Raw genomic sequence first — 19,616 nt, 5'->3', positions numbered from 1 at the left:
GGGGTGTCCGCAAAGTCGCGTCGGATCAGCCCGCGGCGTCAGGGGGCACCTCCGAGCGGTAGCCGGGACCCCGACAACGCAGCGAGAGGGGGCACCTCCCAGCGGTAGCTGGGGGAGCGTGCCAGGCGTCGCGGGCCCGACGGGACTTTGCGGACACCCCCTAGGCACGCCCGCGCTCACGACACCCGCGGGCGGCACCAGTCGAGCGCGCCGCCGTCGATGTCCTCGGCGAGCCCGGCCAGCGGAGAGTCCGCCGCCCACGCCAGCCGGGTCCGGCGCCACAGCCGCCCGCCTGCCGGCCGCTTCAGGGCGATGCCCGGGCAGCGGTCGCCCGGTCCGACGAAGACGCCGACCGCGTCCCCGGCGCCGACGATGGCCGCCGCGGTGGTCTGGTCGGCGCCGAAGTACCGGAACCGCGGGGTGAACCCGGCCCGCTCGCAGGCGATCCGCAGGCTCAGGCCGAGGCCGTCGGAGCGGTCTCCGGGGGCGACCCAGATCTCGTCGGCCAGCTCTTCGAGGGTGATCAGCTGCCGGTGGGCCAGCCGGTGGCCGGGGGCCAGTCCGATGAGCACGGGTTCGGTGCCGAGGTCGCGCACGGTGAACTCGCGGACCACGGGCGGCCCGACGTCCGGGAACTCGCTGATGACCGCGAGCGCGATCTTCTCGGTGCGCAGCAGCTCCAGCACGGCCTGGGAGGAGGGTTCCAGGTAGGTCAGCTGTTCGTGGTGCGGCAGCCGCTCCCGGATGAGGGCGGCGATCCGCGGCACCCAGGGGTTGTCCACGCCGCCCAGCGCGACGGCCTGCGGCGGTTCGGCCGGCTGGGCGAGCGTACGCGCCGTGGCGAGCAGATTCCCGAACTCGTCGAGCAACTCCCGGGCCCGGCCCACCACATGGACGCCCAGCTCCGTCGGTACGACACCCTGCGGGCGGCGCCGGAACAGCGGCCCGCCCAACTCCTGCTCGATCCGTCTGAGTTGGGTGGAGAGGCCGGATTGCGCGATTTTCAGCGTGGCGGCCGCGCGGCTGATACTGCCGGATTCAGCCACGGTGAGCACGATCCGCAGGTGGCGCAGACCCATATCCACTTCCTGCCTCCGTCGGTGATGGTCGTGGCCGGAAATAGCCGATGACGAGCACGGCACCCGCCAGGGACAGCAGCGCCGTCCAGGTGGCGGTGACGTACAGGGCGTGCAGATAGGCCCGGTCGGCGGCGGCGAGGAGATCGGGCCGGTGCAGCGACGCCGCCACCGCCCGGGTGGCCTCCGCGGAGTCCAGCGCCCGGTCCCGCGCCCCGGGGGACAGCCCGTCGAGCGCGGGCCGGACCTCCCCGCGGTAGGAGGTGGCGAGCACCGAGCCCAGGACCGCGACCCCGAGCGTGCTGCCCACGGGCCGGGTGGCGGCGCTGATGGCGGCGCCCGCGCCGGTGTACCGCGCGGGCAGGACGGCCATCATCTCCGCCGTCATCGGCGCCACCACCAGCCCGATACCGGCGCCCTGCGCGAGCAGCACCCCGGCGATCGCGGCCACCGGGGTGCCGGCGTCGAAGAACACGTAGGCGCCGAAGGTCGCGCTCGACAGGAGGACTCCGGCGACCGCGCACCAGCGGACGGTCAGCAGCCGCGCCAGCCCCGGGGAGATCTGATTGCCGAGGACGATGCCGCCCGCGGCGGATGCCATCACGGCCCCGGCGGCCAGCGCCGACAGGCCGTGCACCCCTTGCAGGTAGAAGGCGCAGTAGAAGAGCTGCCCGGCCAGGCCGAAGAAGAGCAGCAGGAGGGTCACGCTGCCGCCCGCGAAGCGCGGCTCGGTGAACAGGCGCACGTCGAACCCCGGCGCCTCGCGGCGGCTCTGCGTCGTTACGAACACCGCCAGCAGGGCGAGCCCCGCCACCAGTGGCGGCAGCGCGGCCGGGCTCGACCAGCCGGACGGGCGGCCGCCCTGGATGACGCCGTACACCACCAGGCCGAGCCCCAGGACGGAGAGCAGCAGCGCCACCGGGTCGAGCACCCTGCGCTCGGCGTACCGCAGCTCGGGCACCAGCAGCGCCACCCCGGCCAGGCACACGGCCACCACCGGCAGGTTGACGAGGAACACCGAGCCCCACCAGAACCGGGTCAGCAGCGCACCGCCCACCACCGGCCCGAGCGCGACGGCCGCGCCGCCCGCGGAGGCCCACACCGCGATGGCCCGGGTGCGGTGGGCGGGCGCGGTGCCGCGGGTGACGAGCGCCAGCGTGGCCGGGGTGATGAGCGCGCCGCCCGCGCCCATGAACCCGCGGGTGACGATGAGTTCGGTGGCGCCGGGCGAGAACGCGGCCAGTGTGGAGGCGACGGCCAGGAGCAGCAGCCCGGCGGTCAGGGTGCGGCGCGGCCCGTAGCGGTCGGCGAGGGCGCCACCGGCGAAGCTGCCCGCGGCGAAGACCAGCGAGTACGAGGCGTTGGCCCACGCCAGCTCCGCGGAGGAGGCGCCGAGGCCGCGTACCGGATCGGCGAGGGTTTCCATCGCCACGTTGAGGACCGTGTTGTCCAGCAGGACCAGCGTCTGCGCCAGGACCGCCACGGCCACGGTCCACCACGGGCGCGTGGACCGGTGTGTCACGGTGTCAGCGCTCGTCTGCCCGCGACGAGCGTCCGGGTGACCTCCGCGACCCGCTGGCCGAGGTGTTCCGCGGTGGCGAGGTCGGACGGGTGCACCGTGCCCGACCGGTCGTCCACGGGGGACTGCGCGCCCGCGCCCTGGTAGAAGCCGAGCCGGTTCAGGTCGGATGCGCTGCCGCGGGTGGAGTTCCAGCCGGAGGGCAGGCCGAGGGTGACCCAGAGCATGCCGTGCTGGGCGGCGAGGGTGGCGAAGTAGCCGAGGGTGCCCGCCTTGTCCCCGGCCATGGAGCCGGAGTTGGTGAATCCCGCCGCCACCTTGTCCTGCCAGCGGCGGGTGAGCCAGCGCCGGGCGCTGGCCTCGGCGAAGGTGTGGAACGCGGCGGAGGCCGTGCCCATGTACGTCGGCGCGCCGAAGACGATCGCGTGGGCGTCGTCGAGCAGTTGCCAGTCCTCATCGGTGGTCCGGTCGACCCGGACGGGGGTGACCTTGGTGTCCGGGGCCCGGCTCGCCCCGGCGCGTACGGCCTCTCCCAGCGTGGCGGTGTGTCCGCGTCCGCCGTGGCAGGCGATGGCGATGTGTACCGGGTCGGTCAGGGCGGTCAAGCCGGCCTCCTCGAAAACGCCGTTCCGGGTCCGGTTCCAGGGGTGTCCGCAGATTCCACGGGTGTCCGCAGAGCGTCGGCCAGCCTGCCACAGGAGTCTCAGAGGTTTCTCAGAGCCGCATAACCGCGGAGTGATGGAGATTCGATATCTGCTCGCCTTCGCACGGGCGTGCCATTCTGACTCGGCAATCCCGAAGCACCGTCCACCCGTTGGAAGAGGTGTTCCCGGCACATGACCGATGTGGGTAAATCACTCCGGATGCGGAGGCTCTCCGCCGTGGGGGACGGGAGATATCTCTTCGTCCCGCTCGACCACAGCGTGTCCGACGGGCCGGTGGTGCCCCAGGCCCGCTGGAACGGGCTGCTGAGCGCGCTGGTGGACGGCGGCGCGGACGCGATCATCGTCCACAAGGGCCGGGCGCGCACGATCGCACCGGGTGTGCTGCGCCACTGCGCACTGGTGGTGCACTTGAGCGCCGGAACCGTGTACGCGGCCGACGCCGACGCCAAGGTGCTCGTGGGCGAGGTGGAAGAGGCGGTACGGCTGGGCGCGGACGCGGTGAGCGTGCACGTGAACCTCGGCTCGGACACCGAACACCGGCAGCTCACCGACCTCGGCACCGTCGCCGCCGCGTGCGACACATGGAACATGCCGCTCCTCGCGATGATCTATCCGAGGGGCCCGCGGATCGCCGATCCGCACGACCCGGCGCTGCTCGCCCACGCCGTCAACATCGCCGCTGATCTCGGCGCCGACCTGGTGAAGACCTCGGTGGCGCTGCCGCTGGAGCGGATGGCCGAGGTGGTGGACAGCAGCCCGCTGCCGGTCCTCGCCGCGGGCGGCCCGCCCGACGGCTCGGACCTGATCGGCCACGCGACCTCGTTGATGCTCGCAGGCTGCCGGGGCCTCGCCGTCGGCCGCCGGATCTTCACCTCGCCCTCCCCCGCCTCGCTGGTGTTACGGCTCGCGGCCGTCGTCCACGCCGCCGACACCGGAACGGCCCCCCATCCCCCGACGATTGCGACAGGTGCCGCATGAAGTTCGCCTGGATCGACCTCAGAACCGTTCCGCAGGACAAGCTGGAGTCCGTCGTGGACGCCGCCATCCACACCCGGATGCGGGGCGTGCTCAGCGACGACGAATCCGTCCTCAAGGCGCTGCCGCCGACCGTCACCGGCGTCACCACCACCCCGGTGACCGACGAGAAGCAGCTGCACGGCCTCGACGCCGACACCGCGGGCTGGGTCGACGTCCACGACGAACCGTCGCTGCGGCTGGCGTGCGCCGCCGCCGTCGCGCTGCCCTTCACCGTGGTCCGCTTCGCCGACCCGACCAAGATCCCGCTGGAGATCGTGCTCGCCGCCGCGGACCGCTCCGAGGGCAGGCTGATCACGGTGTGCGCGGACCTGGAAGAGGCCGCCACCGTCCTCGACGTGCTGGAACGCGGCTCGGACGGCGTCCTGTTGGCCCCTTCGGATGCCGGTGAGGTGTTCGCGCTGGCCCGGCTGCTGGAGGCCGGTACGGCACCGCTGAACCTGACCACGCTGACCGTCGACGGCATCGAGCACCACGGCCTCGGCGACCGGGTGTGCGTGGACACGTGCAGCCACTTCGCCGAGGACGAGGGCATCCTCGTCGGCTCGTACTCGACCGGCTTCATCCTGTGCTGTAGCGAGACCCACCCGCTGCCGTACATGCCGACCCGCCCCTTCCGGGTCAACGCGGGCGCCCTCCACTCCTACGTCCTCGGCCCGGACAACCGCACCAACTACCTCAGCGAACTGCGCGCGGGCCGCACCACGTTGGCCGTCGACGCCGAGGGCCGGACCCGGCCCGTCCTGATCGGCCGCGCCAAGCTGGAGTCCCGGCCGCTGCTGACCATCACCGCGCGCTCCCCCGAGGGCACCGTGGTGAGCCTGACCGTCCAGGACGACTGGCACGTGCGGGTGCTCGGGCCCGGCGGATCGGTCCACAACGTCACCGAGCTGCGGCCCGGCGACGAACTGCTCGGATACCTGGCCACCGACCAGCGCCATGTGGGCTTTCCCATCGGCGAGTTCTGCCGGGAACAGTGATGGGCGGCGGCATGCGCACACTTGTGGAGACGCTGTTCGACGCCCACCCCGGCGACCTGCCCTACCTCGTACACGGCGACCACCCCGTGAGCCGCGCCGAGGTACGCGCCGCCGCGGCCACCGAGGCGGACGTCTTCGCCGAGTACGGCATCGGCGAGGGCACCACGGTGATGCTCCGGATACCGCCGAGCTTCACCCAGATCGAGGTGCTGCTCGCGCTGTGGCGGCTGGGCGCCCAGGTGATGCTGATCGACCACCGGCTCAAGCCGTCCGAGGTGGAGGCCCTGCGAGCCCTGTGCCATCCGCAGTTCCTGGTCAGCGCGGGTACGGCGGACCGCCCACCGCTGCGGTTCGAGCCCCGGTACGAGGTGGTCACCTCCCGGTTCCCGGACGGCCGGACCGCGGCGACCGACCACCGGCTGGTGCAGTTCAGCTCCGGCTCCACCGGCCTGCCCAAGGTGATCGGGCGCACCCCGGCCTCCCTGGCCGCCGAGATCGAACGCTTCACCCGGATCGACGGCATGCCCACCCTCGGCGAGCGGGTGCTGCTGCTCAGCTCCACCGCGCACAGCTTCGGGCTGATCGCCGGAGTGCTGCACTCGCTCACGGCGGGTGTCGCGGCCGTGTTCGCCCGCCGGGTGTCGGCCAAGGACATCCTCGCCGCCGCCGGGCGCCACGATGTCCACGCGATATTCGGCACTCCCTTTCACTACGAACTGCTCAGCACCGCAAGGGAGTTGCCCCCTCTCCCCTTGTTGCGGGCGGCGGTGTCCGGCGGCGAGATCATGCCCCCGGAGACGGCCGCGCGGTTCGCCGACCGGTTCGGCATCGGAGTCGGCGAATCGTACGGAACCACCGAGACGGGCGTCATCGCGATGGAGGTCAGCGGCGCCTCGCGGCCCACGGTCGGGCGGGCGGCCCCCGGTGTGCAGTTGCGCATCCACGACGGCGAGCTGGACGTCCTGCTACCGGACGGCTCCCCGTATCTGCACGCCTCCGGCGGCGGCCGGTACGCCGACGGCTGGCTGCACACCCGCGACCGCGCCTCGCTGGACCCCGACGGCGGTGTGCGGCTGCTGGGCCGCGGCGACTCCCTCGTGGTCATCGGCGGCCTCAAGGTCGACCTGACCGAGGTGGAGGACGTGCTGCGCCACCACCCCGGGGTCAGCGGGGCCGTCGTCGTCCACGCCGGTGCCACCGAGGCGTACGTGTCCACCGAACCGGACGGGCCCTCGTCCGGGGAGCTGCTGCGCTGGTGCCGGGACCGGCTGGCCGACTACAAGGTGCCGCGCGTCATCCAGGTCCTCCCGGACCTGCCCCGCACCTCCAACGGCAAGCTCATCCGCCGCCGCGACGCCCTGCTGGCCCGCTCCCCCGGCCGCTGACCACGTTTGCCCATCCGCCTGCCACAGAAGGGTTTCGCACCATGCAGACGACGTTGGAGAAGGAGATCCGTCAGTTCGTGCTGAGCACGATCAGCGACGACATGAACCACCCGCTCGACGCGGACACGATCACCGATGACAGCCCGCTGGGCACCGGTGGCATCGACATCGACTCGCTGAGCCTGATCGAGCTGGTCCTGCGGATCGAGCGCCGGTTCGGCGTGAAGTTCCCGGACACCGATTTCGAACCGGTCGGCGCGATGAACCTCGGCGATCTGGTCGACGACGTCATCAAGCGGGGCGCCACGGCATGACCGCGGAATCCGAGGCCCGACCGCGTATCACCGTTGACGTGGTACGGGAGCTGCTGTCCGACCCCAAGATCTTCGCCGCCCTGCCGGACGCGATGGACGACGACGCCGACCTGGCGCTGGACTCGCTCGGCCTGGTGTGGTTCCTGCACCAGCTGGAGCTGCGCTACGGCGTGGAGATCGAACCGGCCGAGGCGTTCCTCGCCGAGTTCACCTCGGTACGGCGGATCACCGACTACCTGAACGACCATCACCTGGCGGACCGTCCATGACCCACGAGGTGCTGCTGACGGGCTTCGGCGTACGCACGGCCTTCGGCCCCGGGGCGGACGCGCTGCGGGAGGGCGTATTCGACGGAAGCCCCGCGTTCGCCCCGATCACACGTTTCGACCCCGCCCCGTACCGTACGAACCTGGCCGCGGCGAGCGGCCCGGCCGCCCCGCTACGGGACGTTCTGGCCGAGGTGGCGGGCGCGGCGGTAGGAATGGCCGGCCTGCGCCCGGGCACGGAGGCAACCGTCCTGGTAGGCACCGCGGGCGACTTCACCGCCCTGACCCACTTCTGGCGCGCGACGGCATCGGGCGACGGCGCCGCACCCGACCCGCTCGACCGGGCCGTCGAGACCGTGCCCGCGTGGCAGGCCGAGGCGCTGGGCGATGTGCTCGGGGTGCGGGGGCCACGGCTGGCGTTCACCAACGCGTGTGTCGCCTCCGCCAGCGCCATCGCGCACGGGTGCCAGATCATCGCCTCCGGGCGGGCCGACATCGTGATCTGTGCGGGGGCTTACCTGGTGGAGGAGGAGAACCTGGCCAAGTTCGGCTCCGGGTTCGCGCTCTCCCGCGACGGGGTGGTGCGGCCGTTCTGTGCCGACCGCAGCGGGCTGCTGCTCGGGGACGGGGCCGCCGCCGTGGTGCTCGAATCGGCCGAGAGTGCCCGGCGCAGGGGCGCGCGGGTGCTCGGGGCGGTGACCGGGTGGGGTGGCGCGTCCGACGCGCACCACATCGCGCGGCCGCACCCCGACGGCAACGGGCTGGTCACCGCCGCGCGGCGGGCGCTGCGGCGGGCGGGCGGTCCGCGCATCGACTACGTCAACGCGCACGGCACCGCGACCAAGTCCAACGACCCCGCCGAGACGCGCGGACTGCACACGCTCTTCGGCCCGGACGCGCCCCACGTGCCGGTCAGCTCGACCAAGAGCACGACGGGACACCTGCTGGAGGCGTCCGGAGTGGTGGAACTCGTGATCACCCTGCTCGCGCTGCAAGACGGCGTTCTGCCGCCCACCGCCGGGTTCACCGAACCTGACCCGGCCTGCGACCTCGACTACGTACCGCATCGCCCCCACAAGGCCGACATCCGGCGGGCGCTCACCGTCAACGCCGCGTTCGGCGGTGCCAACACCGCGCTGATCCTGGAGCGGGCATGATCGCCGCGATGTCCGGGCCGGAGGCCGCTCCGCCCGTCGCCGGTTTCGTGGAGTCCGCGTTCAATCCGCTCGTGCACCAGGCCGTCGAACGGTGTCTGAGCGCCCACCCCGGGGACGGCTCCCGGACCGCGATGGTGCTGGCCAGCACGATGGGCGATGCCGCCACCCTCGACCTCGGCAGCCGTCGCCTCGTGTCCGGGCAGGTGCACAATCCGCTGCTGTTCATGCAGAGCACCGCCAACGCGATCCTCGGCCAGCTCAGCCGGGACTTCGCCATCACCGGGCCGCTGCTCTGTCTGTCCACCGTGGCGGACCTGGCCGGGGCGCTGCTGGCGACGGCCGAACTCCTGCTGGAGGACGAGGAGTTGGACCGCGTCGTACTCGTCGGCGTCGAGCTGAGTGGCACCGGGCGCACCACCGCGGCGTACCGCAACCTGCGCAGCCCAGGCCCGCCCGCCACCGACCAGGCCGTGGCCCTCGTGCTCGACCGGAACGAACCGCACCCCCGTCCCCCGTCCGTCCACTCCACCGAGCACGGCACCCTCCGCGGCCTGGTCGAGCTGGCCGCCCGAATCCAAGGAAACAACCCATGATCACCAAGGAAGAACGCGCGCAGATCGGCGAGGACGCCGCCTTGGGTGCCGGAAACGTGATCCACCGGCTGAAGGCGTACGGCAGACCGCTCGACGAGCAGGTGCTGTGGACCGACACCATCTGGCAGGCCCCGGACGGCGACCACCCCGAGGTGCTGACCCTGGGTGAGCTGCACGAGGTCGTGGCCACCTACGCGGCCTGGTACCACGCACACGGCGTGCGGCCGCGGGATCCGGTGGCGATCCAGACGTACTCCAGCACCGAGTTCGCCATCAACTTCCTCGCGCTCACCTCCCTCGGCGCCATCCCGTCCTTCGTCAACGGCAACCTCCGCCCCGAGATCGCCCGCGAATACGTGCGCCGCCAGGGCGCGGTGGGCGCCCTCACCGATCAGGCCCACCGCCCGGTCATGGCTCCCCACCGGGCCGAACTGGGCCTCGGCTTCTGCGCCACCGCGGCCGACATCCGCGCGGACACGGCCCGCGGCCCGCTCCCGGCGTCGTACCCGTACGCCCACCACCCCACCGACCCGATCATCATCTCCCACTCCTCGGGCACCACCGGCATGCCGAAGGCCGTCCCGCACACCCATGAGACTCTGCTGTACGCGCAACTGCACCGGCTGAAGCTGTCGGTGGGCTCCGCGATGGGCAGGCTGCTGGTCGCGATGCCCGGCTCGCACAACGCGTCCATCTCGGTCATGCTGTTCGGCTTCCTGCTGCGCTCGCCCGTGCTGCTGCTGTCCAGCCAGCGCGGCGTCGACGTCCTGGACGCGATGGAGTCGTTCCGCCCCACCACGGTGTTCGCGTTCGCCGGAACGTACGGGGAGATGGCGGCGCAGGACCTCTCCGCGCGCGATCTGTCCAGCGTCGAGGCCTGGTACAACACCGGCGACGCGGCGCACGAAGCACACATCAGGGCACTCATCGCGCAGGGCAGCCACGATACGGTCGGCCAGGACCTCAAGCGCTGCCGCGTCCCCGGTTCCGTGTTCACCGACGGGCTCGGCTCCTCCGAGACCGGCTACTCGCTCTTCCACAACGGCCACAAGCCCGGCCGCTCGTCGTTCTCCCGCTGCGTCGGCAAGCCGATGAGCTTCGCCGAGGCCGCGGTGCTCTCCGAGGACGGCACCCCGCTGCCACCCGGCGAGGTGGGCCGCCTCGGCGTACGGTCGCCCACCCTGACCCCCGGCTACTGGAACGACTCGCTGACGTTCCACCGGCTGCGGCTCAGCGGCTACTGGCTCACCGGCGACCTCTCCTACCGGGACGAGGAAGGCAACTTCTACCACCTCGACCGCGCCCCCGACGCCATCCGCACGGCCGCGGGGCTGGTGTTCAGCACCCGCACCGAGGAGTTGCTGCTGCGCGAGCTGCCCGAACTCGACGACTGCACGGTGGTGGCCGTCGCCCCCGAGGGCGTGACGGCCGACTGGGACGGCGACGGCACCGCCGACGCGTACGTCCTGCTCCAGGTGCGCCCGGGCGCGGCGGACACCGACGACTGGACGGTCAAGGTCAACCGGGCCCTCGCCACCGAGGGTTTCCCGCCCCTCACCGGTGCGCTCCGGATGGACGCGAACGACGTGGTGAAGGGAGCCACCGGCAAGGTGCTCAAACGGGAGATGCGCGAACGCTTCCGGGCCCGGCTGGCAGGCGGGCGCGCGCTGGGAGAGGCGGGACGATGACGACTCCCCGCCCCCAATCCATGGATGTGTACCGCCAGTGGTGGCTGCACGACGCCCGCTGGTACCAGGGCGTGGCGAAGCGCTTCGGCCATGCGGTGGCCAACGAGATCAACGCCGAGGCGCTGCGCTACGTGGCCGTCCAGGTCGGCAAGCGCATCGCCCGCCAGCACGGCGGAAAGCCCGCCGCCGACCTCGAAGAACTCCGGCAACGGTACGACGACTGCTCGGAGTGGATGTTCCCGAGCGAACTCCGCGACGGCGGCACCGCCGTGCTCCCGGACGGCGACATCGAGCTGACCATGCGGCAGAACTTCGCCGTGACCATGGTCCGCATGGCCGGTTCGCTGGACGGCTACGACTGCCCGTGTACGGACATCCACGCGGGCTGGTCGGAGGGGCTCGGCGTCGAACTCACCCGCAACTGCGCCACCGCGTGCCTGCGCAACGGCGACCCCGCCTGCCGGTTGCTGATGCGTGTCGGCTGACGCACATCAGCAACGGGCGGCCGAGCCCCCTCCGCCGGGCTCGGCCGCTCACGGCACTACGCGTCGCCGACCATCATCCGGGCGATGCCCTGGGCGCTGAAGACCTCTCGGGTGGCGAGGGCGGCTGGCTGACGGTCGTCGTCACGGGATGCCTCCGTCAGGCGTCGGCCGGATAGAACTGGGCGTACCAGCGGCGCAGCGCCCTGATGCCCTTCTCGTGCGGGAGCAGGACGGGGCGCGGCTGGTGCACTTTGTGATCCCAGATCCGTACCTCCTCCCGCACCTCCCTCAGGGCTTCCGCACGGAAGACCAGCTTCAACACCGGTGCCAGGAACGGCAGTCGGGCGGGCTTGCGGACGTAATACAGCATCCGCATCTCGCTCGTACGGTCGTCGATGGGGGTGGTGAGGGCAACGGCGGTCACCGACAGAACAGGGCCGAGGACGCGTACCACCATCACGCCCGGCCCGTACATGAACACATCGAAGGTGTTGTTGATGTCCCGGCCGAGAACACGCCGGTGGATCCGGCCACGGACCTCGGCGAAGGGGCCGTCCGGCCGCAGCTCCTGGACCGGGGGTTCACTCTGGCCGTGGATGAAGTGGAAGTGGGACTCGTCCACGATGTTCTCGCGCATCTCCTGGATGTGGATGCGCGCCCGGCACACGTCGTCGATCGGGGCCGCGAAGTCCCGGGCGGTCGTCTCCGGGATGTCCGGCACCTCCCACGAGGGCGCGGTGGGGCCGTAGTACACGAAGACGAGTCCGCTGTGCTCGCGTACCGGGAACCCTCCGAGGGACACCTTGGGGGTGCGGACGGCGAACGGCGCATGGGTGCACTGGCCGTCCACCCCGAAGCGCCACCCGTGGAACGGGCACTCCACGGTGCCGCCGACGACCTTCCCTCCGGCGCCCAGATGCGCGCCGTAGTGCGGGCAGTGGGCGTCGCGCACCGCCGCCCGCCCGTCCGCTCCGCGGAACGCGATGAGGGCGCGCCCGAAGTAGTGCAGGCTGACGACCTTCCCCGGCCGCAGCTCGCCGCTGCGGAGCACGGCGTACCAGCCGTGGGGAACGGGCGGCATCGGGTACGCGTCGGCGCGCGGGTCGCGCGGCAGGTCGGCGAGCTTGTCATGGCTGCGGCGTAATGGCATGCGCCGATGCTAGTGCCGTACCTCCGGCGCCCGGCCACGCGGTCGGGCGCCGATACCCGTCAGGTCCCCTCTCGGCCGCCACCCGGCCCTCCGCTCTGTCCAGGGGGACGTCCTCCACGGAGCCGAAGTAGGCGTCCCGCGGCAGATGGGACTGGACCATCCGCAGCTCTCCCGGGGTCGGCACGGCCACCTCGGGCGCGGGCCGCAGCTCGTCCGCGTGGTCGACGAGGTCGCGGAGCGCCGCCAGCAGCGCACCGGTGGTCGAGGCAGCTGCCGCAGGTGGAGAAGAACGTGTGCTCGGCGCGCACCGCGTCGGCCATCAGCTCCTCGGCGCGCTCCAGCACCTTGCCCGACTGGAGCCGGTCGTCGAGCCCGCCGAAGGCGAGGACGTCGGCGCGGAACACCTCGTCGCCCAGGATCTTGCGCGCCTCCGGGTCGGCGCCCCGGCCCTGCTTGTGCCCGGGCGGGGTGAACGGGAGGAACCCCCGCTCGTGGTATCGAGCCAGGGCCTCCAGGACGGGAGCCTCGGTGTGATCCATGCGCGACGAGTGCCCCGCCGCCGGGCAGGAAAACGGCACCGTGGGGGCGCGCGGCATCAGTCGCGGGCGCTGGCCAGCGCCCGCGCCAGCGCCCGGCGCCAGTGCTCGGTGACCGAGTGCCGCAGCCGTTCGGTGTCGACGGTCTCGGGCGCGAGCAGCCGTTGCAGCCCGATTCCGCGGAGTTGCCCGACGAGGGCGATCGCGGCCTCGTCGGGTACGACCTCGGGGCGGATGGTGCCGTCGGCGACAGCGGCGGCCACGTCCTCGCGCAGACCGGCCCGGAACGCCTCGTCCCGCTCACGGAAGATCGGGGCCAGTTCGGACGCGGTGGCGGCCTCGGCCCAGAGCAGCAGGAACGCCTGATGCGCCACACCCGCCCGGCCCAGCGCTCCGACGTAACCGTCGATCAGCCGCAGGAGACGCTCCAGGCCAGGTGGCAGGCCGTCGAGCCCTACAACCTGGTCTGGTACGTCGAGGCATGCCTGAGCAACGCGCTGCGGATGGAGACGTGCATCCAGGACGCGGAGCGCGAGAAGGACACCGAGGTCGCGGAGCTGTTCCGCAAGGCCCAGGCGGACAGCCGCAAGGGTGCTGAGCTGGGCAAACAGCTACTGAAGAAGCGCATCGCCAGCTGAGCCGCCGACCGTCGGCCCCGCGCGGCCCGAGGCCCATCGGCCCCGGGCCGCGCGGGGGCCCGTGCTCACCGGTCCCCACCGAGGCGGCGCCCCTCGTCGGCCGTCGTCGGCGTTCCGTCGCATGGGCCGACCGGCGGCCGGGGGCCCTGACCGGCCGCGGGCCATGCGGGCAGCCGCCGGGCAAACCCGTGGTGGCGCCGGGTTTATCCGCCCCACCAGGGGCTACCCCTGTGCGAGTACTTCCTGCAGCGCTACCGAGGAGGTGCCGTGACTCAGGTATCGGCGGACGTCGGCGAGCTGGAGCAGGCACTGCGTGACGAGGTGGACGGCGAGGTCCGGTTCGACGTGGGCAGCCGGGGCGCGTACGCCACCGACGGGTCCAACTACCGTCAGGTGCCCATCGGCGTCGTCGTGCCCCGCACCGTGGAGGACGGCGCGCGGGCGGTGGGCGTGTGCGCCCGCTTCGGCGCGCCCGTCCTGTCACGGGGCGGGGGCACCAGCCTCGCCGGGCAGACCACGAACACCGCCGTGGTCATCGACTGGAGCAAGTACTGCCACGCCCTGATCTCGGTCGACCCCGACGCGCGCACCTGCGTGGTCGAGCCCGGAATCGTCCTGGACGAGCTGAACCGCCAACTGGCCGGGCACGCACTGAAGTTCGGGCCCGAGCCGTCCACGCACAGCCACTGCGCCCTGGGCGGCATGATCGGCAACAACTCGTGCGGCTCCTCGGCCCAGGCGTACGGCAAGACCGTGGACAACGTGCGCCGCCTGGAGATCCTCACCTACGACGGGGTGCGCATGTGGGTCGGGCCCACCTCCGCGGCCGAGCGCGCGCGGATCGCGGCCGAGGGCGGCCGCCGGGCCGAGATCTACGACGGGCTGGACCGCATCGTCGGCGCGTACCTCGCGGACATCCGGCGCGGCTACCCGAAGATCCCGCGCCGCGTCTCGGGCTACAACCTGGACTCGCTCCTGCCCGAGAACGGGTTCGACCTGGCCCGCGCCCTGGTGGGCAGCGAGGGCACCCTGGCGACCGTCCTGCGCGCCGAGGTCGACCTGGTGCCCGTACCGCCGTACCAGTCGCTGCTGGTGCTCGGCTACGACGACATCTGCACCGCCGCCGACGATGTGCCCCGGCTGCTGGAACACTGCGCGCCCACCGCGCTGGAGGCCCTGGACGGGCGGATGGCCCAGCTGATGCGCGAGGAACACGCCTATCTCGCGTCGCTCAACGCCCTTCCGGACGGCGGCAGTTGGCTGCTGGTGCAGTTCAGCGGGGACAGCCAGCGGGACGTCGACGAGCAGGGGTACGCGCTGCTGCACGCGGTGGGCCGGGACGAGAAGGACGCCACCGTGGCCTTCTCCGACGACCCCGCGCGCGAGCAGCGGATGCTCAGGGCCCGGGAGGCGGGCCTCGGCGTGACCGCGCGCCCGCCCGACGACCGGGAGACCTGGGAGGGCTGGGAGGACTCCGCCGTCCCGCCCGAGCGGCTGGGCGACTACCTCCGCGAGCTGAAGAACCTGTTCCATGAATTCGGCTATGACCACCCCTCGCTGTACGGGCACTTCGGGCAGGGCTGTGTGCACACCCGTATCCCGTTCGGGCTGAAGACCGCCGAGGGCGTGGCCGACTTCCGCCACTTCCTGGAGCGCGCCGCCGATCTGGTGTCCTCCTACGGCGGCTCCCTGTCCGGCGAACACGGGGACGGGCAGGCCCGGGGCGCGCTGCTGACCCGCATGTTCGGTGAGCGTCTGGTGGCCGCGTTCGGCGAGGTCAAGGCCCTGTTCGACCCGGACGACCGGATGAACCCCGGCAAGGTCACGAACCCGAACCCGGTCGACGGCCAGCTGCGGCTGGGCCCGGGGTGGCGGCCGTTCACCCCCGCCACCGAGTTCGACTACCCCGACGACGAACACTCCTTCACCCGCGCCGTCATGCGCTGCGTCGGCATCGGCAACTGCCGCAGCCACCACGGCGGCGTGATGTGCCCCTCGTACCGGGCCACCCAGGAGGAGGAGCACTCCACGCGCGGCCGGGCGCGGCTGCTGTTCGAGATGCTCGACGGCCACGCGGACTCCCCCGTCACCGACGGCTGGCGCTCCACCGAGGTCCGCGACGCCCTGGACCTGTGCCTGGCGTGCAAGGGCTGCGCGTCGGACTGCCCGACCGGTGTCGACATGGCGACGTACAAGGCCGAGTTCCTCTCACACCACTACGCGGGACGCCCGCGCCCGGCCGCGCACTACTCCATGGGCTGGCTCCCGCTGTGGGCCCGCCTCTCCCGTATCGCGCCCCCGCTGGTCGACGCGGCGACCCAGGCGCCGGGCCTGGCCCGCCTCGGCAAACGGCTGGCCGGAGTCGACAGCGCACGCCCGGCGCCCCTGTTCGCCCGGCAGTCCTTCCTCCAGTGGTGGCGCGCCCGCGCCACAGACGCCGCCGAGGAACCGGACCCGGCCGACCCGCACACCGTGGTGCTCTGGCCGGACACCTTCAGCACCTACTTCCACCCCTCGGTCGCCATCTCTGCCGTGCGCGTGCTGGAGGACGCCGGCTTCCGGGTCGCCGTACCGACCACACCGGTGTGCTGCGGCCTGACCTGGATCTCCACCGGCCAGCTGACCACCGCGAAGAAGGTGCTGCGCCGTACGCTCCGCGTCCTTCGCCCCTACCTCGAAGCGGGCACCCCGGTCATCGGCCTCGAACCCTCCTGCACCGCCGTGTTCCGCGCCGACGCGCCCGCACTGATGCCCGCCGACCAGGACATGCGGCGGCTGTCCGGCCAGTTCCGCACCTTCGCCGAACACCTCGTCCACCACGCCCCGAACGGCTGGCAGCCCCCCGCACTCGCCCGGCAGGCCGTCGTCCAGACCCACTGCCACCAGCACGCCGTCATGAAGGACGACCCGGACCGCGAACTCATGCGCCGCGCCCATCTCGTCGCCGACGTCCTCGACGAGGGCTGCTGCGGCCTGGCAGGCAACTTCGGCTTCGAACGCGGCCACCACGAGGTCTCCATGGCCATCGCCGAACACGGCGTCCTGCCCGCCGTCCGCGCGGCCGCCCCGGGCAGCCTGCTCCTCGCCGACGGCTTCAGCTGCCGCACCCAGATCGAGCAGGGCGACACCGGCCGCCGGGCCCTCCACCTGGCCGAAGCCCTGGCCCTGGCGCTCGGCGGATCGCTGCCCAGCCACTACCCCGAACGCCTCGCCGAACGCCCCTCCCCGCCCTCCCCCACGGCCCGCTGGACCACCACGGCCGCCACCGCCGCCCTCGCCGCGACCGCCGCGACCGCCGCCGCGGGCGCCTACGTCGCGTTCCGCGTGCGTGCCAGGTAGGGCACCATGCGGTGCCGTCCTCGGCGCCACGCCTCCCCGGCTCCGGTGCTCCGTCGGACGGCCATTCTCGCGCTACGGCGAAAGGAGCGCCGGACCCTCATCGGCTCCCGCGGCGTCCATCTCCTCCGCCACCTTCTCCGTCATGCGATCGGCGACCGCCGAGAGCAACGCGTCACGCGAGGAGAGGTGGATGACCCACGCCCACGGCATCACCCGCCCCGCCCCGGACCCGCAGGTCGCCGCCCCCTGAGCGGCGCCCCGGGCGGGGGTGTCTGTTCACCGCCGGAACGGATCTCTAACGTGGCCTCCCAGGCAGGGCGCCGGTGTCCTGCACGACCGGGAAGGACGCACTGATGGCCGACTCCGAGCACGGATTACCCCTCGACCGGCGGTTCCTCCTGGCCGGTGTCGCGGGCTCTTTGGGCGCGGCGGCGCTGCCCGGGGCCGCCGCGCAGGCGGCGCCGCCGCGGCGGGGAGGGCGGCATCCGGCGAACTGGCCGGACCCCGAGCCCTACGGGCTCGCGGACACCCGGCTGGACCTGTGGCCGCGGGAGGACAACTCCTTCGTCCTCCCGCTCGAGTTGCGCCCCCGCGACAAGGGGCAGGGCCGGGTGTGGATGCGGGACACCTACGTCAACTGCGCCACCCTCGACGGCCGTCCGCTGTACGTCGCCACCGGCACCACGCGCGCGGCCGGGCTCGATGCGGCCGGGCCGTGGAACGACGGCATCTTCGTGTGGGTGGCCCGGTCGCTGCGGGGGCCGTGGAGGCTGGTCGACACGACCGGCATCCGGCCCGGGGCCGAGCGGGGGAAGGTGTGGTCGCCGGAGTTCGTCGGCGAGAACCGGCCCGGCCGCACGGTCGTCGCCCCGTGGCAGGAGTACTGGCACGACGACCGTTTCGGCAAGCGCGGCGATGTCTGGGCGCCGGAGGTGCACCACGTCCGCGGCCGGTGGTACATCGTCGCGTGCATGGGCGACCACTCCCGGAAGGTGGGCTCGTTCCTGCTGGTGAGCGAGGGCGGGGTCGAGGGGCCGTACCGGCTGGTCGAGGGCAATCTCGACAAGCCCTTCGGCGACCTGGCCCCCGGCGGGCCGGACTTCATCGAGCCCGGCGCCTACCACCACATCGACGGCAGCCTCTACGCCGAGGGCGACGACGCGTGGCTGGTGCTGCACAACGACCTGTACGCGAAGTTCCGGGACGACATGGAGGACATCGTCCCGACGACGAACCTCCCGCGCTTCCGGCAGACGCCGTACTCCCCCGAGCCGTATCTCGAAGGCGCGTACGTGTTCAAGCACCGGGGCACGTACTACCTCCTCCACGCCGCGTGGAACCGCACCTCGGTCAACGCCGACGGCGCCACCCGCCACGCCTACGACCCGCCCGGCCCCGGCCGCGTGCAGTACCAGTACGACGCGATCGTCGCCGCCTCGGACCGCTTCGAGGGCCCGTACTCCCCGCGGTGGACGGCGGGTGTCGGCGCGGGCCACAACAACTTCTTCGCCGACCACCGCGGCGACCTGTGGGCCACGTTCTTCCGCAACCCGGCCTCCGGCTACTGGTCCGCCCCGTCGCGCGTCGCCGACGCCGCCGTGCCGGGTGTCGTACGGCTGGAATGGACCGGCCCGACGGGCAACCGCCTCTACGTCCAGCGCCGGTGACGCCCCGCACGACGGCGCTCGTCGGGCTGTCGGCCGCGCTGGTCGCGACGGCCTTGTGGGGGTTCACCTTCCTCGGCCCGGCCGCCGTCGCCCCGGTGAACATCTACTGCCTCGTACTGGGCCGGTACACGGTCTTCGGGCTCATGTCGGTGGCGGTGCTGGCGACCCGGCGGGACACGCTCCGCGCCCTCGGTGTCCGCGGCGTCCTCACCGCGATGCACCTGGGCGTCGTGGGCTACATCGGCTTCTATCTCCTGCTGTCGATGTCCGCGTCCGTCGGCGGCGGTGTTCTCGCCTCGACCATGACGGGCCTGATCCCCCTCATGGTCTCGCTGATCTCCAACGCCCTGGAGAAGGTCTTCCCGTGGCACCGTTGCCTCCTGCCCATCGGGGTCATCTCCGTCGGCCTGTTCCTGGTGAACGGCGGCGCCGACGCCTTCCGCGCGGAGGGGGACGGACGCGGACAACTCACCGCCGCCGGGCTCGGATTCGCCGCCTGCCTGGCGTGGTCCTACTTCGTCATCGCCAACCGGATCACCATGAGGCGGCGGGCCTCCGTCCTCGACAACAGCATCTGGACGGCCTGCATCGGCATCGGAGCCTTCTGCGGTTCGCTGGCCCTGCTCCCCCTGGCCGCGTCCTTTGGAGGCACGTCCCCCTTCGCCGACCCGGGCACCCTGGGGGCGTTCCTGGCCTGGTGCGCGGCGTTCGCGGTGCTGGGCTCCTGGTGCGCCACCTGGTTCTGGAACATCGCGCACCCGCGGCTGCCGTCGACGGTGATGGAGCCGATCATCGGGATGGAGGCGGTGTTCGGGGCCCTCTTCCACCTGCTCTGGGAGCAGCGCATGCCCGCGGCCCCACGAGTTCTGGGGCGCGGTGCTGGTCGTCGGCGGCGTGTTCGTCAGCTTCTCGGTCGTCGACGCGGAGAGGAGAAGCCCCCGAAGCCGCGGCGACAGACCCTCGTGCGGCTCCCGGCCAGGGGCGTCTCGCCTACCACGGTGAACCGGCGCGGTTCACGACGGGAGCACGGGCCCTGGCGGAGGCCGACCGCTGCCCTGCCACAGCACCTCCCGACCTTCTTCGCAATTGTGGTCCTGGAAGGCACCGCTTCCGGTATATAACT

Annotated in this window: 18 protein-coding genes and 1 pseudogene; 13 read left to right on the top strand and 6 right to left on the bottom strand. The window is 72.4% G+C overall.

Annotated elements, in window-relative coordinates; genetic code table 11:
• Window positions 1-176 precede the first annotated feature (176 nt).
• The 3 genes from LCH29_RS08300 to LCH29_RS08290 are packed head-to-tail and all read right to left on the bottom strand — an operon-like array spanning window position 177 to window position 3,191.
• Window positions 177-1,079, bottom strand: a complete 903-nt coding sequence (locus tag LCH29_RS08300; RefSeq protein ID WP_446461047.1) for a LysR family transcriptional regulator — start codon at window positions 1,077-1,079, stop codon at window positions 177-179.
• A complete protein-coding gene (locus tag LCH29_RS08295) occupies window positions 1,039-2,598 on the bottom strand; it encodes an MFS transporter (RefSeq protein ID WP_446461046.1) in 1,560 nt (519 codons plus the stop codon). The genes LCH29_RS08300 and LCH29_RS08295 overlap by 41 nt, the downstream gene beginning before the upstream one ends.
• A complete protein-coding gene (locus LCH29_RS08290; RefSeq protein ID WP_446461286.1) occupies window positions 2,595-3,191 on the bottom strand; it encodes a flavodoxin family protein in 597 nt (198 codons plus the stop codon). Before LCH29_RS08290 ends, LCH29_RS08295 begins: the two co-directional genes overlap by 4 nt.
• A gap of 240 nt (window positions 3,192-3,431) precedes the next feature.
• On the opposite strand from LCH29_RS08290, the gene LCH29_RS08285 reads away from it, so the two are divergent.
• From LCH29_RS08285 to LCH29_RS08245, 9 genes are read left to right on the top strand one after another with little or no spacing between them, the layout of a single operon-like run.
• Window positions 3,432-4,238, top strand: coding sequence for a 2-amino-3,7-dideoxy-D-threo-hept-6-ulosonate synthase (locus tag LCH29_RS08285; protein ID WP_446461045.1), 807 nt, complete (start codon window positions 3,432-3,434; stop codon window positions 4,236-4,238).
• Window positions 4,235-5,275 carry a 3-dehydroquinate synthase II gene (locus LCH29_RS08280; protein ID WP_446461044.1) on the top strand — a complete coding sequence of 347 codons (1,041 nt, stop codon included), beginning with the start codon at window positions 4,235-4,237 and terminating at the stop codon, window positions 5,273-5,275. Before LCH29_RS08285 ends, LCH29_RS08280 begins: the two co-directional genes overlap by 4 nt.
• An 11-nt stretch (window positions 5,276-5,286) precedes the next feature.
• Window positions 5,287-6,660: a class I adenylate-forming enzyme family protein gene (locus LCH29_RS08275; RefSeq protein ID WP_446461043.1), complete on the top strand. Its 1,374-nt coding sequence runs from the start codon at window positions 5,287-5,289 to the stop codon at window positions 6,658-6,660.
• A 41-nt stretch (window positions 6,661-6,701) separates the two neighbouring features.
• Window positions 6,702-6,974 (top strand): acyl carrier protein, encoded by a 273-nt coding sequence (locus LCH29_RS08270; protein ID WP_009713973.1) that lies wholly within the window; start codon window positions 6,702-6,704, stop codon window positions 6,972-6,974.
• Window positions 6,971-7,243 carry a phosphopantetheine-binding protein gene (locus tag LCH29_RS08265; protein WP_446461042.1) on the top strand — a complete coding sequence of 91 codons (273 nt, stop codon included), beginning with the start codon at window positions 6,971-6,973 and terminating at the stop codon, window positions 7,241-7,243. The genes LCH29_RS08270 and LCH29_RS08265 overlap by 4 nt, the downstream gene beginning before the upstream one ends.
• Window positions 7,240-8,397: a beta-ketoacyl-[acyl-carrier-protein] synthase family protein gene (locus LCH29_RS08260; RefSeq protein WP_446461041.1), complete on the top strand. Its 1,158-nt coding sequence runs from the start codon at window positions 7,240-7,242 to the stop codon at window positions 8,395-8,397. The genes LCH29_RS08265 and LCH29_RS08260 overlap by 4 nt, the downstream gene beginning before the upstream one ends.
• Window positions 8,394-8,990 carry a hypothetical protein gene (locus tag LCH29_RS08255; RefSeq protein WP_446461040.1) on the top strand — a complete coding sequence of 199 codons (597 nt, stop codon included), beginning with the start codon at window positions 8,394-8,396 and terminating at the stop codon, window positions 8,988-8,990. Before LCH29_RS08260 ends, LCH29_RS08255 begins: the two co-directional genes overlap by 4 nt.
• Window positions 8,987-10,678, top strand: coding sequence for an AMP-binding protein (locus LCH29_RS08250; RefSeq protein ID WP_446461039.1), 1,692 nt, complete (start codon window positions 8,987-8,989; stop codon window positions 10,676-10,678). The genes LCH29_RS08255 and LCH29_RS08250 overlap by 4 nt, the downstream gene beginning before the upstream one ends.
• Complete coding sequence (locus LCH29_RS08245; protein WP_446461038.1) at window positions 10,675-11,163, top strand: hypothetical protein; 489 nt, start codon at window positions 10,675-10,677, stop codon at window positions 11,161-11,163. Before LCH29_RS08250 ends, LCH29_RS08245 begins: the two co-directional genes overlap by 4 nt.
• 157 nt (window positions 11,164-11,320) lie before the next feature.
• On the opposite strand, the gene LCH29_RS08240 is transcribed toward LCH29_RS08245, so the two are convergent.
• The 3 genes and pseudogenes from LCH29_RS08240 to LCH29_RS08230 form a co-directional block, all read right to left on the bottom strand.
• Window positions 11,321-12,313: a Rieske 2Fe-2S domain-containing protein gene (locus LCH29_RS08240; protein ID WP_446461037.1), complete on the bottom strand. Its 993-nt coding sequence runs from the start codon at window positions 12,311-12,313 to the stop codon at window positions 11,321-11,323.
• Window positions 12,314-12,561: 248 nt separating this feature from the next.
• Window positions 12,562-12,852: pseudogene (locus LCH29_RS08235) on the bottom strand (ornithine decarboxylase); the annotation flags it as partial.
• A gap of 56 nt (window positions 12,853-12,908) precedes the next feature.
• Window positions 12,909-13,223, bottom strand: coding sequence for a TetR family transcriptional regulator C-terminal domain-containing protein (locus LCH29_RS08230; protein WP_446461036.1), 315 nt, complete (start codon window positions 13,221-13,223; stop codon window positions 12,909-12,911).
• On the opposite strand from LCH29_RS08230, the gene LCH29_RS08225 reads away from it, so the two are divergent.
• The 4 genes from LCH29_RS08225 to LCH29_RS08210 all read left to right on the top strand — a co-directional run bounded on the left by LCH29_RS08225 (window position 13,215) and on the right by LCH29_RS08210 (window position 19,614).
• The gene (locus LCH29_RS08225; protein ID WP_446461035.1) at window positions 13,215-13,487 is read left to right on the top strand and encodes a hypothetical protein; all 273 of its coding nucleotides are present in this window, start codon (window positions 13,215-13,217) and stop codon (window positions 13,485-13,487) included. The two genes, LCH29_RS08230 and LCH29_RS08225, sit on opposite strands and share 9 nt — an antisense overlap.
• A 267-nt stretch (window positions 13,488-13,754) precedes the next feature.
• Window positions 13,755-16,826 carry an FAD-binding and (Fe-S)-binding domain-containing protein gene (locus LCH29_RS08220; protein WP_446461034.1) on the top strand — a complete coding sequence of 1,024 codons (3,072 nt, stop codon included), beginning with the start codon at window positions 13,755-13,757 and terminating at the stop codon, window positions 16,824-16,826.
• A gap of 353 nt (window positions 16,827-17,179) precedes the next feature.
• Window positions 17,180-18,493 carry a family 43 glycosylhydrolase gene (locus LCH29_RS08215; protein ID WP_446461033.1) on the top strand — a complete coding sequence of 438 codons (1,314 nt, stop codon included), beginning with the start codon at window positions 17,180-17,182 and terminating at the stop codon, window positions 18,491-18,493.
• Window positions 18,490-19,614, top strand: a complete 1,125-nt coding sequence (locus LCH29_RS08210) for a DMT family transporter (RefSeq protein WP_446461032.1) — start codon at window positions 18,490-18,492, stop codon at window positions 19,612-19,614. The genes LCH29_RS08215 and LCH29_RS08210 overlap by 4 nt, the downstream gene beginning before the upstream one ends.
• Window positions 19,615-19,616 lie beyond the last annotated feature (2 nt).

The sequence above is a fragment of the Streptomyces sp. BRA346 genome (genome assembly GCF_052851135.1).
This window is presented reverse-complemented; position numbering and strand designations above follow the sequence as displayed.

Bases quoted from the DNA above. Each gene is read 5' to 3' on its own strand.
- LCH29_RS08270 (WP_009713973.1), top strand. From the start codon at position 6,702: ATGCAGACGACGTTGGAGAAGGAGATCCGTCAGTTCGTGCTGAGCACG.
- LCH29_RS08255 (WP_446461040.1), top strand. From the start codon at position 8,394: ATGATCGCCGCGATGTCCGGGCCGGAGGCCGCTCCGCCCGTCGCCGGT.
- LCH29_RS08300 (WP_446461047.1), bottom strand. From the start codon at position 1,079: ATGGGTCTGCGCCACCTGCGGATCGTGCTCACCGTGGCTGAATCCGGC.
- LCH29_RS08250 (WP_446461039.1), top strand. From the start codon at position 8,987: ATGATCACCAAGGAAGAACGCGCGCAGATCGGCGAGGACGCCGCCTTG.
- LCH29_RS08240 (WP_446461037.1), bottom strand. From the start codon at position 12,313: ATGCCATTACGCCGCAGCCATGACAAGCTCGCCGACCTGCCGCGCGAC.
- LCH29_RS08215 (WP_446461033.1), top strand. From the start codon at position 17,180: ATGGCCGACTCCGAGCACGGATTACCCCTCGACCGGCGGTTCCTCCTG.
- LCH29_RS08275 (WP_446461043.1), top strand. From the start codon at position 5,287: ATGCGCACACTTGTGGAGACGCTGTTCGACGCCCACCCCGGCGACCTG.
- LCH29_RS08265 (WP_446461042.1), top strand. From the start codon at position 6,971: ATGACCGCGGAATCCGAGGCCCGACCGCGTATCACCGTTGACGTGGTA.
- LCH29_RS08280 (WP_446461044.1), top strand. From the start codon at position 4,235: ATGAAGTTCGCCTGGATCGACCTCAGAACCGTTCCGCAGGACAAGCTG.
- LCH29_RS08285 (WP_446461045.1), top strand. From the start codon at position 3,432: ATGACCGATGTGGGTAAATCACTCCGGATGCGGAGGCTCTCCGCCGTG.
- LCH29_RS08245 (WP_446461038.1), top strand. From the start codon at position 10,675: ATGACGACTCCCCGCCCCCAATCCATGGATGTGTACCGCCAGTGGTGG.
- LCH29_RS08260 (WP_446461041.1), top strand. From the start codon at position 7,240: ATGACCCACGAGGTGCTGCTGACGGGCTTCGGCGTACGCACGGCCTTC.
- LCH29_RS08225 (WP_446461035.1), top strand. From the start codon at position 13,215: ATGCGCCACACCCGCCCGGCCCAGCGCTCCGACGTAACCGTCGATCAG.